Source organism: Paenibacillus sp. FSL P2-0173 (genome assembly GCF_038008045.1).
Taxonomy (GTDB): Bacteria; Bacillota; Bacilli; order Paenibacillales; family Paenibacillaceae; genus Paenibacillus; species Paenibacillus polymyxa_B.
On sequence record NZ_JBBOYK010000001.1, the window covers coordinates 1144192 to 1159581 of the forward strand.

Annotated in this window: 19 protein-coding genes; 2 read left to right on the forward strand and 17 right to left on the reverse strand. The window is 40.4% G+C overall.

Features of this window, described 5'->3' with window-relative positions; genetic code table 11:
• Positions 1-12 precede the first annotated feature (12 nt).
• Genes MKX30_RS04890 through MKX30_RS04905 form a run of 4 tightly spaced genes read right to left on the reverse strand, consistent with a single transcriptional unit; the run spans position 13 to position 4195 of the window.
• Entirely contained in the window at positions 13-1026 is a 1014-nt protein-coding gene (locus MKX30_RS04890; RefSeq protein WP_279832284.1) for a major capsid protein, read from the reverse strand.
• Between the two features lie 15 nt (positions 1027-1041).
• On the reverse strand, positions 1042-1422 hold the full coding sequence (locus tag MKX30_RS04895; protein ID WP_076158392.1) for a head decoration protein: 381 nt from the start codon (positions 1420-1422) through the stop codon (positions 1042-1044).
• 2 nt (positions 1423-1424) lie between these two features.
• Complete coding sequence (locus tag MKX30_RS04900; RefSeq protein WP_076158395.1) at positions 1425-2729, reverse strand: hypothetical protein; 1305 nt, start codon at positions 2727-2729, stop codon at positions 1425-1427.
• Between the two features lie 5 nt (positions 2730-2734).
• A complete protein-coding gene (locus MKX30_RS04905) occupies positions 2735-4195 on the reverse strand; it encodes a hypothetical protein (protein WP_076158398.1) in 1461 nt (486 codons plus the stop codon).
• A 336-nt stretch (positions 4196-4531) separates the two neighbouring features.
• Between MKX30_RS04905 and MKX30_RS04910 the strand changes: the two genes are divergently transcribed.
• A complete protein-coding gene (locus MKX30_RS04910) occupies positions 4532-5203 on the forward strand; it encodes a hypothetical protein (RefSeq protein ID WP_076158401.1) in 672 nt (223 codons plus the stop codon).
• A gap of 486 nt (positions 5204-5689) precedes the next feature.
• Here MKX30_RS04910 and MKX30_RS04915 read toward each other — a convergent pair whose 3' ends face one another.
• From MKX30_RS04915 to MKX30_RS04960, 10 genes are all read right to left on the reverse strand, one after another.
• Complete coding sequence (locus tag MKX30_RS04915) at positions 5690-5893, reverse strand: hypothetical protein (RefSeq protein ID WP_256715617.1); 204 nt, start codon at positions 5891-5893, stop codon at positions 5690-5692.
• A 196-nt stretch (positions 5894-6089) separates the two neighbouring features.
• Positions 6090-7547 (reverse strand): DEAD/DEAH box helicase family protein, encoded by a 1458-nt coding sequence (locus MKX30_RS04920; RefSeq protein WP_341062523.1) that lies wholly within the window; start codon positions 7545-7547, stop codon positions 6090-6092.
• Positions 7534-8769, reverse strand: a complete 1236-nt coding sequence (locus tag MKX30_RS04925) for a terminase small subunit (RefSeq protein WP_341062525.1) — start codon at positions 8767-8769, stop codon at positions 7534-7536. Before MKX30_RS04925 ends, MKX30_RS04920 begins: the two co-directional genes overlap by 14 nt.
• Before the next feature lie 72 nt (positions 8770-8841).
• The gene (locus MKX30_RS04930; protein WP_341062527.1) at positions 8842-9081 is read right to left on the reverse strand and encodes a hypothetical protein; all 240 of its coding nucleotides are present in this window, start codon (positions 9079-9081) and stop codon (positions 8842-8844) included.
• 256 nt (positions 9082-9337) lie between these two features.
• On the reverse strand, positions 9338-9592 hold the full coding sequence (locus MKX30_RS04935; RefSeq protein WP_341062528.1) for a hypothetical protein: 255 nt from the start codon (positions 9590-9592) through the stop codon (positions 9338-9340).
• A gap of 291 nt (positions 9593-9883) precedes the next feature.
• Positions 9884-10117: a CPCC family cysteine-rich protein gene (locus MKX30_RS04940; RefSeq protein WP_341062529.1), complete on the reverse strand. Its 234-nt coding sequence runs from the start codon at positions 10115-10117 to the stop codon at positions 9884-9886.
• Positions 10118-10462: 345 nt separating this feature from the next.
• Complete coding sequence (locus MKX30_RS04945) at positions 10463-11284, reverse strand: DUF2785 domain-containing protein (RefSeq protein ID WP_310166008.1); 822 nt, start codon at positions 11282-11284, stop codon at positions 10463-10465.
• A gap of 500 nt (positions 11285-11784) precedes the next feature.
• On the reverse strand, positions 11785-12048 hold the full coding sequence (locus tag MKX30_RS04950) for a hypothetical protein (protein ID WP_310166010.1): 264 nt from the start codon (positions 12046-12048) through the stop codon (positions 11785-11787).
• 197 nt (positions 12049-12245) lie between these two features.
• Positions 12246-12716, reverse strand: coding sequence for a hypothetical protein (locus MKX30_RS04955; protein ID WP_310166012.1), 471 nt, complete (start codon positions 12714-12716; stop codon positions 12246-12248).
• Between the two features lie 250 nt (positions 12717-12966).
• Complete coding sequence (locus tag MKX30_RS04960) at positions 12967-13605, reverse strand: hypothetical protein (protein WP_341062789.1); 639 nt, start codon at positions 13603-13605, stop codon at positions 12967-12969.
• Positions 13606-13741: 136 nt separating this feature from the next.
• Between MKX30_RS04960 and MKX30_RS04965 the strand changes: the two genes are divergently transcribed.
• Complete coding sequence (locus MKX30_RS04965) at positions 13742-14086, forward strand: hypothetical protein (protein WP_071558592.1); 345 nt, start codon at positions 13742-13744, stop codon at positions 14084-14086.
• A 172-nt stretch (positions 14087-14258) separates the two neighbouring features.
• Here MKX30_RS04965 and MKX30_RS04970 read toward each other — a convergent pair whose 3' ends face one another.
• From MKX30_RS04970 to MKX30_RS04980, 3 genes are read right to left on the reverse strand one after another with little or no spacing between them, the layout of a single operon-like run.
• Entirely contained in the window at positions 14259-14840 is a 582-nt protein-coding gene (locus MKX30_RS04970) for a hypothetical protein (protein ID WP_340958699.1), read from the reverse strand.
• Entirely contained in the window at positions 14837-15166 is a 330-nt protein-coding gene (locus MKX30_RS04975; protein WP_341062530.1) for a hypothetical protein, read from the reverse strand. The genes MKX30_RS04970 and MKX30_RS04975 overlap by 4 nt, the downstream gene beginning before the upstream one ends.
• The gene (locus MKX30_RS04980; RefSeq protein ID WP_341062532.1) at positions 15163-15366 is read right to left on the reverse strand and encodes a hypothetical protein; all 204 of its coding nucleotides are present in this window, start codon (positions 15364-15366) and stop codon (positions 15163-15165) included. Before MKX30_RS04980 ends, MKX30_RS04975 begins: the two co-directional genes overlap by 4 nt.
• Between the last annotated feature and the right edge of the window lie 24 nt (positions 15367-15390).

Genomic DNA, 15390 nt, shown 5'->3' on the forward strand with positions numbered 1-15390 from the left:
AGATCTCCTCTCTTACGCCACTGTTGCGAAGATATGCCAGTTAACGTATTTCAGACGCGGTAGCACTGTTGCACCATTGATGGCTTGCCATTGATCGGGGTCTCCTTGGATCAACTTAGTCAGTGCAAACTTTCCTGTATGACCGGTGAAAATGTCTTCATAGTTATTCGGGCCAGTCACAAGATCCATAATTGAGCCTGTCATACCATGGCCGATTATGATTACTGCATTATCTGGAATGAACGGATAGAATACGCCAGAGTCATCAATGTAACCACCATCGTAAACTTCATACTTAAGACCATTCAAATTTTGGCTGACAATTTCAGCAAGCGAACCGTCAGTGACAACATCTTTACCAAAAGTGTACTTGATCAATTCGCGGATTTTAGCATTCTGCTTCAAATAGATATCGACTTTCTTATTAACAATAATTTTAACAGGACGAGCCCCACTTCCTCGGAATCGAAGTGACCAGCCATCTAAGTCAGCCAATGGATCTGCTGTTTCGGTATTACTCCACAATACGGATGCTGTTGGCTTGTTATTAGCTGGAACACCATAGTCAATCGTTCTGGCTGGTTTGGTGGATGTGGCTGGTACAATAAGTTTTCCTGTTAATGACTGCCATCTCATCCACTCAAACCGTGTCTCGAGGCGAAGGTTCAGACCAACCATTTTCTCAATCATGTATTCTTCGCCCCACTTTTGCTCAAGACTGTTGCCTGGCTTTCTCAAAGTAGCAATCTTTTCACGGTCGATAACAACCTTTTCTCTCCATTCTTGGTTCGTGAAGTTCATGTGTTTCACCACAGGTGGAGTATGAATAGGTGAAGGATCATTCAATCCAGTAGGTGGCGTCATACCTGTGTCGTCATAGGTGATGTCATATTCAATAGTGAGTCCAAGTTCCGGTTTGAAGTCAACTCCATTGGTTAGCAGTTGTGCCCCTCGAAAGCTGTTAATATCCGTTCGGATGTTCTGAACGACTTCCGTAAGGAAATATGGATCAAGTACGTTTGCCATGTATGTTTATCCCCCTTATACAAAGTAGCAAAGCTTCAGCGCTGTCTTAGCCGCTGTATCAATGCCTGTCAATTTAGATGATTCAAAAATTCCTGCAATCCATGCGGATGCGCCGATATCAGAAAGAGTAGTATCGTGGTCGTTATCCAGAATGCATAAAGCTACTTCGGAACCATCTGTTGCTGAAGCGCTGTAAGCCACTGCCTTGTCTTTATCCTCTCCAGCCGCTGTGATCCTGCCTATAACCGTCCCTTTTTTCAAGATCCCTTGCCCATTTTTCAGCAAAATCCCTCCTGGGAGTTTAGCTTGAAGGTCAGTAGACGCAAGTACCTCCGTAAACTCTTGAGTAATAACCTGTCCGGGACCAGGAGCACCGTTATACTGAGATTGCATCATAATTATTTATCCTCCTTCAGCAGATTACCTCTGCCTGTATTCTTAAGTGCCGCCCGAGCTTCTTCACGAGCTAATGCTTTAAGTTGTTCTGGCGTTTTCTCACTACCATCATTTTGTGAGTTAGCTGGTGGTGTTCCATTCAGTGCTCCCTCAGGAAGGTTTACATCTTCACCTTGTGTATGGCGACCACCGCCACCCAAAGCAGCTTGTGCCTGCGCCTCATACGTTGCACCGATCTTTTCAATTTCAGATACCGGCAGATGAGACAGTGCTGTTTTCATCGCCTCTACATTAAAGGCTTCACCAAGAGCGCGGACACCAGCTCCACATGCTTGTTCAGTAACTTTGATCTTGTATGTCGCCCCATCAGCAGCCTGAGCGCTCAATGATGTAAGCTTGCTCAGAATGTCGGAATCATTATCTACACTCAATGCAGCTCGAATTTGTCCAAGTACACTATTAGCTGCTGCCAATGCAGTTGCCTGGGTTTGTGCTGCTGCTAACGCAGCTTTTTGTTCGTCTGTCACAGTGTCATCTCCTTGGGCCAGTGTCTCGGCCTGTTCTTTTTTTTGATGCTGTTTAGATACAAAAGCAGACATGTCGCCTTTGTTGCTGAAAAAATAAAAGACACGTCCATCGCCATCAAGCGACTTCGCATCTAAAGGTAACGGTTCGTATTCAGTTTGTTTCGGCTGTTCGGATTCACCATGTTGTTTCATTGAGAGAGATTCACGTGTAATTCCTGCGCCTTCGTAACCGCCATCAAACACGATAGAGTTTTCCATGATGTATCCATCATCCGCGAGAACAAGACATTCCTTGTCATCGTACGTTTGCCCACGAATGTGTGAACATGCTGAGGAACCATAATAATCGCCGCCACAAATGCTACACGTATGCTTTGTAGTAACAAACCCTGCTGAGGTATCAAAGATAGTACCTGAGTCAATACCAGTAGCCAGTTGATCCGTTGAGATTCCATTAGCCTCTAGCCCTTTTGCCATGTAATGATCACCGAAGAGTTCCAGTTCCCCTCCCTCTTCAATAATCCGACTGTCAAAAGTCCTGCCATACGGAAAAGATAAGGCTTCCCACTTCTGCCACGGATGGTCAACCAGCAAGGCAACTCCCTCTTTAACTTGATCTGCCATTTTGCGTAGGAAGTTTGGAGTAATCTTCATTTTGTACTTATCAATACGCTTGGTTCCTATGATTCTTGCTTGAAACACATGAGTTTGTTCATCGGTTAAAGGGACCAATGCTTTTTGATTGATTTTCGCCAATTGTTCGGGTGTAGGTTTAGCCATATTTTTTATTCACCTCCCTCCGATGGAGTATTTTCTTCATTCGAATCAGATTCATGCTTCTTTACAAGCAAAGGAAGTAATTCAGCAGGAATTTTGGCATTAATACCAAGAGTCCAACGTATTTCCTCAGCAGCTTCCAACGGTGTGATGTAGAAATTCTTCTCCGCTATGATGTAGTTATCGATCTTTGAACGGCGGTCACGTTCAATCTCATTTTCAGAGCGTAGATCAATGGGGAGGTAGTCAGCTTCAACTTTTGTTTGAGTCCCTTTTACTCTTGCGGACAACGAAAAAGCCCGCTGCCAGAAACGTTTGGTTACGCTCCGCGCGGACTCTACATTTTTGATATATATTTGAGTATCAATCGAACTGTATGTTTCGGTTGACCCTTGATGCCGAGAAAGAATGGTTAGCAGTGTCTTGAGTGAAGTGGCCATTTGGGTATCAATGATATCAATTAGCTTTTTAATATCAATCATTGGCCCCGAGTTGCCGCCTTTGAGATACTCGACCTTTACACTATCCCAGTGGACAAGCGCATCATCTGGATTAAGTGAGTTGAAATGGTTTAGCATCTCATCCATTCGCTCTTTGAGCCATTTTTGCTGACCATCGGGATTACTCTTTAAGTTGTTTGGCATATTCTTCAGCATGATTTCTTCCAACATGGAGATATCAAGCCGTGGATATCCTTGGTTGTGCACTACTGCTTTTAGATCAGCCAGCACTTGGAGGTGGAAGAAAACTACTTGCAGCACTGGAAGCATGGGCGTTCGTCCATAAGGATCATCGACCATCGGATCGAACTCTTCATAGATGAACGTTGGTGTGTCAATTTTTTTGTAATTACCGAACCACTCTTCGTTCGCGTTCCTTCGCGGGTTCTTCACGTATTGCCACGGTGTAAGCCGGTTCGTATTTGGTTCCCTGCGGAACCAAATTAAAGCCGGATCAACCGGAACAATATCAACTACATCATTACACTGCTCGTTCAGCACAACTTCACCAGCACAAGCGCCACGAACCATAATCATCATTCGCTGAATGGTGTCCAACTTTTCCAGCGACCGTCCGTGTTGATATCCCGGCGAAGGTAACGGTGTATTCAGCATGGCCTTCAGTTCGTCCAAAACCAGTTGTCCACTCTTATCTGCATTCCCGTTTGGCTTCTTAGCTGTAAATGTTAAGTCGGTATCTCCCATACGTAAGTATGTGTATAAAGCATAGGATACGTCAGGATGAACGGATATAAGAAGCTCAAGCAATTCTTCTGCTGTGTAGCTTTGCAACTTTGTAAGATCAATATTGTGAGCCTGTTGATGCTTCTTAGGCAACCAGCTAAAGATTTCCCATGGGTTAGAGTTCTTTGGGACTGTCGTCCTACCAACACCCATCATCTGTCGCTTTACCGCTGCTGGAAGAACAGATATTGCTAATGAGTATATAGCTTTATGATACCATTTCAAGATTTCACCACCTTTCTTGTCAAACTTCTATGAATACAGAATAACATCAGTTTTATTCAGATTTACTACTGATTTTCTACTAGAAAAATGATTACTCTCGCCATAGCAACCTCCTTTAGAAGATACTGCTGAACTCCTAAACAACCAAAAAAGATCAGGAAAAGTTTCCTGACCCTCTATATACGCTCCCAAAGCTGTTTTTTTCACTGATCTTCGTTATCCATGCCCTAAATTGAATTAATTGTAAAAAAGAGAAGGGAAATTAAGCGTTTGTAAAGAATAATAAAATAGGGACGAAGATGGTTAATAAACAAAAATGAAGGAGGTAAAAGAAAAATGAGGAAAAACAAAAGCATAATATGCAAGGCACTAACATATTTATTTATTCTCACGTTTGGAGTTATCATGAATAATTCTAAGGTAGATGCAGCAATGGATAATAATTCTGTTACTTCTATCACGGAATCATCAGCCTCTATCTCTGGTCAATTTGATACACAGTATCCAGGTACTTATGTAACAATAAGTTTGTATGGAGCATTTGCAGATGGATCAACACAAAAAAACATTGGACAAAGGTTTTATTCCAATTATGGGCAAAATTGGAGAGCAGATGTTGATGGGCTAAAGAAAAATACCACCTATACCATTTATGTAACAGAGTATGAGGATGGAACAAAAGCAAGAACTCCAATCATAAGAAAATTCGCTACACCTGAGATAACAAATGGTCCCTCTATAAAATTAAATTGGTCAAATGTCGGACTAACAGGCGATTATAGTTTTGAGTTAGTTCGATCCAACTATACTGGATCCGACACACTGTATACCGGAAAAGGTACTTCCTTTACTGATACAAATCCATTATATAAAAATGGATATAATTATTATTTTGTAATTGCTAAAACCAGTAAAGGAACCAGTCTCATGTATTCAATGGCGGGATACGCAGGCACGGATGCAGTCTCAAACTTAAGAGAAGAAGAGCAGGCAACGAAGTTAAACTAACATGGGATCGAGTTAATAGAGTTGACCCGTACTCGTTAAACCAGAATAATCAGGGGTGCCTTCCACCATCATTATGGCGGTCTCCCGATTGAACGGTACAGTATGAACCGTTCCCTGCTATTCGCGGGCATTTACTCAAAATACAGCCTATCGCAGCGAATTTCTTGAAATAAAGCCTCAATAGGGTAGAAATCCATGCTTCCGAAGCAAGCTTTTCGTAGGAAAGCTTTTAAAGTGACCGTTCCGCATGTACAGCACCATTCTACCCTCTTCGTTCCTGTTCCACGCAAATATCCTTTAGTTCTTCTTTTATAGTTGCATAATTGGGAATACAATAAAAGCCTTCGTAGGTTTAGGACCATAAATTCTCACTGGCATACGAAGGCTTTATCTGTGTTCTCTTTTAATTATTTTCTTTCAAATTACCTTACGTGCACTGGAAATCCTCAAACAGCTTCGCGGAATCGACTTGCCTACCACATTGGCCTATATCTGACTTCCGAATTCTTGCTTCGCTTCTCCAAGATAGCGCTTAAACGAGCAGTTTGTTTTCCTGGCATATTTCACTGCTTCGACACCCAGTTGGCCCATATCAGCCTCTGTACCTTTGATACTTTTGTACGTCGGAATGAACCTGAACTCCTTGGTGATATATTGTTTTCCCTGCTCGGATGTTACCACCTGCTTCAAAAACTCCTTAGCCCCAGCTCTAACCGAAGAAGTATTATTGACCACCTAGTTAGCTTGTCCCCAGCAGCTGCGTCATCACTGATAGGCATAGGCAGAATACCCAGATTCAGCTTAGGATTAATCCCGTTAATTTGACCTGAGTCCAGTTCCCCTGCTGTATCATAGCGGCCTTGCCAAACAATATTTATTCGTCAATTTATCTTTTTACTACCACACTACCTATTGAAGGAAGCATAATATGTGTATCTGGCTCCATCAAATATTCTCCAAATGTCAAAACAAAAGCATCAGCTCTGTCTGGTGACTTGAGCCCACGCTTTTTCATATCTTTCTTACTTTCAAGCAGCATTTTACCTTTGCTGGTCATGTTCCATTTACGTGCTGTAAGTTGGGTTATTAGTACATCATCGTCGGGTAACTGCAGAACACTTGGATCTCCATTTATGAAATTGCTCATATTCTGTTCTAATTGTTCCTTAATAGATGCCCACATTTCTGTAACAAGGTTTCCATAGTGCTCATCTAAAGAAGAAGAGCCATTGTTAATTGGTATGATTTCATACGGTAGCCCTTCTTCAACTACGATTTCACTTAGTCGATCCGTTACTCCTCCGCCAACGCCGCTATCATCGACTCTTATTCTGATTCGGTTCAAATATGGATGAGCAACATGCAACTCTTTAGCTAGGTTAATCACCCAACCAGCAGTAACCATTGTGTCTTTCTTGAAATGATGGTGTTCCCCTACAATTCTTGGTCCTATGCCAGCAAACATTGAGGTTTCGTCATCACCAAATCGTGCAACGTCCACACCTATAGTTAACATATTTCCGGTGGGTTCCACCTTTACTTCTTTAGCTGCGAATTCAGCCACTTCTAACGAAATAAATGTATCTGATTCTCCACGGGGAAATTCACCTTCAACCCGGACTCTCCATACATCACTGCCTTCACCATACTTACGCTTGAGCATGGCGATATTATCCTTGCTGGTTCTTGGACTGTCCAAGCAGGATACCTTGCGTGTTTTGTAGTCTGCTCTGTCCTTATTGTGTGAATCATAAAAAACACCCGACGTTTTTGTCGGGTTGCCACACATCAACATTTTATTGAACTCACCCGACAACGTACCTAAAATGGCTTCCATGATTGGATCAGCAACACCTGAAGCTTCATCCACAATGAAAAGCATGTAGTCCTCATGGAAGCCTTGCATATTCTCGGGTTTGGTAGCTGTCCGAGCTGTAGCGAACCAGCGTTCCTCGTAGTTCTTCATGTAGATTTTGGTCTTTGTCCATTTTAGAATCCGTTTCAATACTGGACTTTTAGATTGCCATTTGTTAATCTCAGCCCATAAAACGTCATGTAGTTGCTGCCTTGTAGGAGCTGTACAAATCACCTTTGGATATGGGAAACACGACAAGAACCATAGAGCTGTTGCCGCTTCTAAACCTGTTTTTCCTACGCCCTGACCTGAACGTACTGAAACGCGCGGATTATTAGCTAAATCCATTAAGGTGTTTGCCTGCCAATCATCAGGGTAGAACTTAAGCATCTCTTGGCAAAACAATATTGGATTCTTACGATACTCAGGAATCCGTATCTTGAATGCTTGAAGCCTCCGTTTCGTCTCCGGCGAGTCATTCGTCTTCATTACCTACCACCGCCTCTACCCAATCGTCAATTAAATCGTCTTCTGTATTGCCTTCACCCGTGACCTTTGCCCTTTCAAGCTCAAGTTTCTCACGCTGCATCTTGAGTTTTTCGTTTTCAATCATACGTTTATGATTATCCGGCAACAAATCCATATATTTAGTCAGCACGTCCAATGCCTTGGTTTTGTCGTGTAGCTTTACACTCACTCCGTCCTTACCCTGTTTGACCTCTGAAACCAGCGTTCCATCAATTTCATCACTATTTTTAAAAGAGACATAATTGTACCTGTATTTCTTCGCTTCTCCAGTGTCAGGATCAAATACAGGATCACCTTCTAAGCCAAGAACATCCTCTTCCTTTTGACCGAATTCCACGTAATCCGTAATGTCTGCAAAAGCAATTTTCATGTACTCCATTAGAACGCGTTGAGCATTCAAACCTACCTCGTCGATCATAGATTCCTTATGCTGGCGAATAATGTTTTGAATTTCAACTTTCTTCAACAGCGCGAAACCGATCTGATAGGCTGTTTTCTTACTATATCCTGCCGCAATAGCTGACCTCGTTGCATTGAAGTCTCGAAGATACTCATATGTGAAAATCCTTTGTTTGGGCGTTAACCCATCTTCATCAGGAATCTCTGGTTCAGGTTCTTCAACAATCACTGGAGCGCTCTGTACTTTTTTGGAACGTTCCATATTGTCGGAGCGTTCCTTTACCTTTTTTGGAGCGTTCCGTATTTTTGGAGCATCCCCCAGCTCTTTAGAAAGTGCATCAACAGTAAGCAGGGTGGCATATACTTCTCTTGGCTTATCACCTTGATATGTACCAATGAATTTGCGCCGCTCCATTTCATCAATCAGTCGGGCCGCTCTGCTATAACCTATCCTCATTCTTCGCTGCAATAAAGAAACCGAGGCTTGTTTGGCCTCGGCTACAATTTGGACGGCTTTTAGAAAAAGCTCATCAGGATATTCTGTTGGGTCTTCATCTTCATTTGAAGTTTCGTTATTTTGATCCGTTCCATTTTTATTAGAACGTTCCTTATGTTCCGTTTCATTCCCGAGCATGTTCTCCCACTTATCTTTAGCCTTCCATCCTCTTACCGTACCTTCAGATACACTAAGTTGAGAGGCTATTTCTGTGAGACGTATGTTGCCGGAACTGGCTTTGTATAAATCAAATGCTTCGTCCCGTTTCGGATCTCTCTTTCGTCCCATGCCTTGTTATTCACTCCTTTTGATAATGTATCTGAAGCTAAGGAAAAGTTTCCTGAACAAATAAAAAAGCTACTATTCAGCAGCTTTCTTTTGTTTTTCTTTGTATTCTCTTAGATATTCCACTTCAATTTGGAAACCTTTTTTATACCAATTTCGTCCAAAGAATTCCCAGTAGCCCTCTTGAGTATGGTATTCTTCTTTAATATGTTTCCAATCCATATAATTTGTAAGAAAGTGTACCCAGATGAGTGATGATAATGATAGCGGTATGATTACAAAAACAATTATAAAGTCTCTTATTTTTTTATTCACTCAAATTCATCTCCTATATTGTTCCATACGATAGTATCGACATTAAGGATGCAGAATTTTATATAACAATACTTCATTCAAAATTAAAAAGAGCAGCGATTTTACGCTGCTCCTGTTGTAGTGATCGGTAATTTATAACATGCGGTTACCGCTAATCCGCCATGCCTGGAATAGGCCTTAAATGGACATCCTTCTTGCTCCGGGTTTATATTACCCTCTGAGTCCTGTCTCCGATTTAGTTTTAGTTTTGGAAAAATTACAGAAGTTGACCAGCTAGTGCTTTAAGGCCACTTGGTACAGCAATTTGTTTACCATCATCTTCATTTCCGTTTACATAAGCTGTGTCTTTGTCTACATAGTAGACTACACCTTCACCGCCAATAATCGGGAAGCCGCTTTCGTCGTAATCCAGATTTGTGCCGACATATTTTCCGTGCTTTTTTGCTTCACTCTCCAACGGGTGAAGATGAAGAATTCCCGTGTTGTCCAAATACGCATAACTTTGTGCCATGATTGTTGCCTCCTAGAATGGAATTAATTTGTTCCTGAATAAAGTGTAAATCCTTTCTACTCCGTACCTACTACGGATTTACATAGTTCCTACTGTCAGCAGAAGCTAAAGTATTAGGCTGAGTGTCTTTATTCCATGCAACCTTTCGAATTGTCATACCGCTAGACTCCATAAAATAAGTTTTAGACTGACCTTAGAAATTGGAACAGCGACAACCAAGGACGAGAAAATAAAGTCCTAGACTGTCGCTGTTCCATTGAACTAACGTTTCCCGTTAGCGTAATGAGACTGTCACTTTTTCAAAAGTGGTTTCCAGTTCTCATTACGCTCATCGTTAATCGTTGGCTTACGATTAAAAGCTTCTTGATATTGCCTTAGCGATTCAATATTTGCTCCCCCTTCATAATCGGGATCGTGATATTGAACAACATCATCCTCCCAAAAATAAATATCACAAATGTCATAGGTACCTGGTGGTTCATAATCCAGTGTCTTATAACCACAGCATGGACATGCATATTTCATATATAGTGACCTCCACATAAACAGTCAGCACTTTGTTGTGTTCGCTATATGATTAACCTAGCCTGCCCGTTATCTTAATGTAAAACGGAGCTGCTGCTGACAGCAAACTGCTCCGTTTAAATTTAAAATAATGCGTCCCAATCGTCTAATAATTGCCGCATATAAAAAATGAGTTCTTCGATGACAGAATAACTTCACGTCTTGAACAAAGGAGATTTATCTGAACCACCAATCAAATCAACTGTGAAAAATAAGGAGATAAAGTGTCCTCTGTGGGCTATTGTTTTTACTGCACTTGAAGTGAGACGAACAAGTGAGGGGGCGTTCCCCTCACTTTATTCTTAACTAGGAATAGTATACTTGTTCCACTTTATATAATGTATGCTCGATAGTTGGACAAAGTTCGGCATCTACTTTGTGAAATTTAACTCGAAAGTATAAACTTTTCAAGAAGTTCTTTATATTATTTTTTTGCTTAAAGGCATGAAGAAATTCTGGATTTTTCTCCACGTCACCAAAACTTTGGATCCATTTCTCTACATAGGTCTGACTAAGTATTTTTCTATTTAAAACACTAATTACGGATTTCACCATTCTTTCATCTTCCCCATCTGAGTAAACTCGATCTGTAACGGTCATCTTTTCATAAACCAAATCGAGGATGGTTAAGAGGTCTTTTTTGTCCAGTTCGGGACATTGGGCCAAATCGTCCAAAGCATCTGCTGCATGAGCTATGGCATGAGCCCATCCTTTTTCTTCATCATACCCACGGTAATCTCGCTCCTTATGTATATTATAAAATACTTTCTCTTTGATCTGATGAATATGCTCTCTTGAGAGAAACGGTGATGCCCTATGCCTCATAAGGAGAAGTGGTATAACTAGCATAGAGAAAGATCTAGTGAAGACAGAGTCTGTATTTATTTCATCAAGCCTGAAAAGCAAATGGTTTTTATCCAAAACAACGGGTAAGAGTTGTTCCAGTTCGTTTACAGTTAGAGCATTACCAGGAATCCAATTGGATAAGGTTGTATAAATTAGCTCATCACGTAATTGGGCATCTAAAGAACCGATGTTATTCATCATCTCTTGTATCAATTGGAATGTATCGGAAGGTGCTTGGTAGCCATTTGCTTTTATCAATATCAACTTTTCTTTTAGATTCATTTTACACACTCCTACTATATTGCTTGCTATTAATTTCTTATTCATCTCTATTTTAGTAACAATCCAAGCTAGTTCATGTATTAACTGAACATCATACTTTGAGCACCTTGTAATAGTAAGGAAATAACGAGCCTCCGGGCGATTTCACACTACACACTATGAATTCCTCCTTAAAATCACCAGCTAATTGGATCGATTTCATAAATCGAAAGCCTGGATATTACTTTTAGTCACTGTAATAAAGGATTTGCCGCTCTAATAGCGAGAAACTAGTAGTTCCTGCCCTTAATAATTTTTCACTCACTCTGTTCTCCTAATTTAATTACTTGAATAAATAGATTCCCACATATATGCCTTTCCCCTTTTAATTATCCGTAATTATCCTTTTGTATATTCAACTATCCTACCCGTTACTTCAATGAAAAAAAGCAGCCCCTCATGAACTGCCCTACTGCTAGTCACTTCAACAATAGGATGAGTTCATTCAAGGGCTACCTCATTTACCAAGTAATCCAACCACTCGTTCGTTTGTAACTGTGTAGGAGCTCGTATTCTTCACTACGCATCAGTCGTTTCATTTTTGTTCTATACAGACGATAATCATCTTTTCTTGCTATTTTACATTCTTTGTTGTAATGAACACTCTTGATTCCTTTACGGAAATCCTTAAGCTTCTCTTTTCTTGGATCTTTGGGCTTATTATTGATCTCCAGACTACGCTGTTTCTCATCTTCCCAGGATTGAATCTCTTCCCGTGTAAACATCTTCATCCCCGTTGTGCCGGGTTAGATTTTGGCATTTGAAGCCATGACCTTAGACACAACTAATAGAAGAAGATCTTCGGATTGAACATTAAATCACCTCTGATTTTATTCACCCTTATTTTAACATATATCCTGTCCGTTAGTTCAACAGGCGCCTATTCTTATGATACCATCGTGTTGCTTTAGTATCTTAATCTCTAGGTAACCTTTAAGGAAAAATGATAAAACGCATCGCCACGAGATTGGTTCTCTACATCTTCATCCATCCACCATACCCCGTATGAATAAAAATATGTCCCTTTTTCTGTAGGAACTTGAAAACTATTTTCTTTCAATAAAACTTCTGTAAGCCTTCCTTCATAGAATTGCTTGACATGAAATTTATTCGGTTGGGGCTCATAATTCATAAGGAATTTTACAACATCACCAGGCTTTACTGGAATCGGTTCTTTTCCTTTTAAAAGTTCAACTGGACCAGCTGAATCTACACATGATGTTGTCCAGCAATATGTGCCGAGTTTTGTTTTGTACATTCGTTTATCAATCTGAATTTGAACCTTTGGTGGTTCCTCTCCCTCAAGGTCCTTATTTTTTGGCTGAACACCCGTGCAACCAACTATACATATAAGAGTTAGTGCCATAATGAATAACAATACTGTATTCTTCAAATAAACCCTCCTATCTTTATTCGATCCTAATTATTCAACGATAGAAGAAGTAAATTTGTTACAAATCAAATTCATGAGATTAGTAAAATACTGTTTAATATGTTTTTTTCGGAATTAAGATTACTTGTTGAACTAAACTGCCCGTTAGCTTAATGAAGCATCCTCAAGACTATTACTTATTTTTCAGTCTATAACTTTATTTTCTTCTGACACCTACAATAAAGACCGCAAAGGCTAAAGCCCTTGCGGTCTAATTTACTTCTGGCATCCTGAGTCCAATTTCACCTTCCTTGTTACGGCCCCGACCATAGTCGATGATCACAAAATCCAATGTTCGGTTGACTTTAAGACTTTTTGCTAAATTTTCTATGACCTTGCGTCTTTTGTCAGCGAATGTTGTGGCCGATATACCATGAATCCCTTTTTTATACTCTCTACTCATATACTGTTGAGCTTTTAGATACTTCATCCCATCTAGGAACAAAAGCTTTGCAGCAAGCCTTTCATGCGCATCTCTAATATTAGAGATTGCAAAATAGATATTGTTTGTAATAAGGAGATAGAACCTGTAATTTATGTGGCGCTGATCCTTGAGCAAAACAGTATTTGCCGTCACGTCTGCCGTCAGTTCTTGACCTGTTATCCTTTTTGCTACAGAGCCTTCGGCTGAAAGCAAGTCATACGCCGACATTCCGTTTTCAATCTGCTCCAGTGAATGTTCATAGTTTTTGATTACATCAATTAAGTCAGTATATTTGTTCAGCAGCCACTTTGTTTTTCTTATATCTACTGCATCTACATCGTCAAAGAAGTTTACTTGGACTATTCTCTGTGTATCAGTAGACTCATCTTCAAGACTATTTACTATACACATTTGATTATCATTCATCATTTATCATTCCTTTATATAATGTGATAATTTGGTGAAATCGTTATTTTTGGTGGATAAATGTAAATCAAAACACTATAATAACCTTACACCATAGTTTGCACACGAAGATAAACAAACTAAGGAGGCTTTACTTTTGAAAAAATCTATTATTGCTTTGGCTGCTGGCACAGTTCTTCTTGGGGCATTGTCTGTACCATCTTTAGGTTTTGCAGAACAAGCCCAAACTTCAGCAAATATTTCTTCTGAGAGATCATACACTCCGACACAAGAGGACAAAAAATGGGTAACTGGCATCAAAGGTTCTTCGTTTAAAAAGTCAGAGTTTTCAGAGGCAATGAAAGATTACATTCCTCAAAGCATGTTTTACATACAAGGGAGTTATATGGGAACTATTTACTTATATGAATGGAAAACCTCTGGAAATAAAGTATACCCACTATTTCGTGGCTACCTTTACAGTATTATTCCGAAAAAATAAAATCCACCTAAAGTAAGCACTTTTGTCATAGGTGCTTACTTTTTTTTGTTTTTATATTTAACTTTTAAGTTCACCTCGCTTGGATCTATCCTTTCTATAATCACATACCTATCTATACTTACTACACCTATAAACAACAGTACAGCAGCTAATATAGTGGTATAAGCGTAGGTCATGGCTTGTCTCCTTTATCTTGCAGGAGAGACTCTTGTTCAGGCTGCACATGCGTTAGGTCTGGTTCATCGTGAACCTGAGCCTTTTTCAAGTCATCTATGGTTTTACGGGCCGCTGCCAAATCTTTCTCAAGCCGAATGCATTCTTCCGCGAGAGCATAAAGGTCTCTCTCTGCTTTTGCTCGAATTTCGCGTATTAATTCAAATCGCTTAGACAGCTTCAACTCGGCTATCTCTGCATCCTTTTGTTGTATAAGGGTTTCAGCCTGCTTCAAGTCATCTCCCAATCCTTTAGCAACCTCTGACCAGCGTATACGTCCTCTCAACTCTATGTCATATTGTTGGAGCCAGTAAGGAAGGGCTTCAGGTGCATTAATCATGAAACGCATGAATGCTTCCTTTCTGACATTTGGACCAAGTAAATCATCAAAAATATACTCAAACTCACTACCAATGACTATTTCCTGTTTAGAATCTTCTATCCACTCAGCTTCATCCGTTTCTACCCATGTCCAAGGCGTTGGTGGCAGGCCAGCACATCCGTTCATATCCTCTTGCCAGTTACGTGGTTTATCTGTCATACCTCTTCACCTTCTACCTTTTGGAGTTTTTCTACTTGGCAATAGCCAATCACTCTATCTCCAAACATCCCTTTTCGATCAGGCCAAAGTATAAGTGCCTTGTCTTTCTTTTTTGAAAACTCCTGAAAAATTCCGATCCCCCAACTTGGATGATGTTTATGCTTTACCTTTGACCAAAGTTTTATATCTGGCTGCTGTGGTGGGTCTGGATCGAACGTATTGCATTCTATTTCTGCCTTTAGGTCACAAAACAATTCCCAAGTTTCGTATTCAGCCCACTCAAGCAATTTATCTGCGCTTATAAGTCTCTCTGGTTTATCTGTCATTGTTGTTCCTCCCCAACCTCTTTAAGCCTCACAAGACGACCAGTAGAGTCTGTAACAATGTCTGGATCACCATAACCCCATTCAACTGCTTGCTGTGCTCTTTCCTTGAGCTGATCTACAGACATTGGCTCATACCATTCAGAGATTAACACGCACTTGTCTCCTGCATAAAATCTGTGGACTATAATTGGTCTTGCCATATTCATATATCCTCCCTTAGTGGG

Bases quoted from the DNA above. Each gene is read 5' to 3' on its own strand.
- MKX30_RS04910 (WP_076158401.1), top strand. From the start codon at position 4,532: ATGAGGAAAAACAAAAGCATAATATGCAAGGCACTAACATATTTATTT.
- MKX30_RS04925 (WP_341062525.1), bottom strand. From the start codon at position 8,769: ATGGGACGAAAGAGAGATCCGAAACGGGACGAAGCATTTGATTTATAC.
- MKX30_RS04975 (WP_341062530.1), bottom strand. From the start codon at position 15,166: ATGACAGATAAACCAGAGAGACTTATAAGCGCAGATAAATTGCTTGAG.
- MKX30_RS04900 (WP_076158395.1), bottom strand. From the start codon at position 2,729: ATGGCTAAACCTACACCCGAACAATTGGCGAAAATCAATCAAAAAGCA.
- MKX30_RS04950 (WP_310166010.1), bottom strand. From the start codon at position 12,048: ATGTTTACACGGGAAGAGATTCAATCCTGGGAAGATGAGAAACAGCGT.
- MKX30_RS04895 (WP_076158392.1), bottom strand. From the start codon at position 1,422: ATGATGCAATCTCAGTATAACGGTGCTCCTGGTCCCGGACAGGTTATT.
- MKX30_RS04980 (WP_341062532.1), bottom strand. From the start codon at position 15,366: ATGGCAAGACCAATTATAGTCCACAGATTTTATGCAGGAGACAAGTGC.
- MKX30_RS04945 (WP_310166008.1), bottom strand. From the start codon at position 11,284: ATGAATCTAAAAGAAAAGTTGATATTGATAAAAGCAAATGGCTACCAA.
- MKX30_RS04970 (WP_340958699.1), bottom strand. From the start codon at position 14,840: ATGACAGATAAACCACGTAACTGGCAAGAGGATATGAACGGATGTGCT.
- MKX30_RS04920 (WP_341062523.1), bottom strand. From the start codon at position 7,547: ATGAAGACGAATGACTCGCCGGAGACGAAACGGAGGCTTCAAGCATTC.
- MKX30_RS04940 (WP_341062529.1), bottom strand. From the start codon at position 10,117: ATGAAATATGCATGTCCATGCTGTGGTTATAAGACACTGGATTATGAA.
- MKX30_RS04890 (WP_279832284.1), bottom strand. From the start codon at position 1,026: ATGGCAAACGTACTTGATCCATATTTCCTTACGGAAGTCGTTCAGAAC.
- MKX30_RS04935 (WP_341062528.1), bottom strand. From the start codon at position 9,592: ATGGCACAAAGTTATGCGTATTTGGACAACACGGGAATTCTTCATCTT.
- MKX30_RS04960 (WP_341062789.1), bottom strand. From the start codon at position 13,605: ATGAATGATAATCAAATGTGTATAGTAAATAGTCTTGAAGATGAGTCT.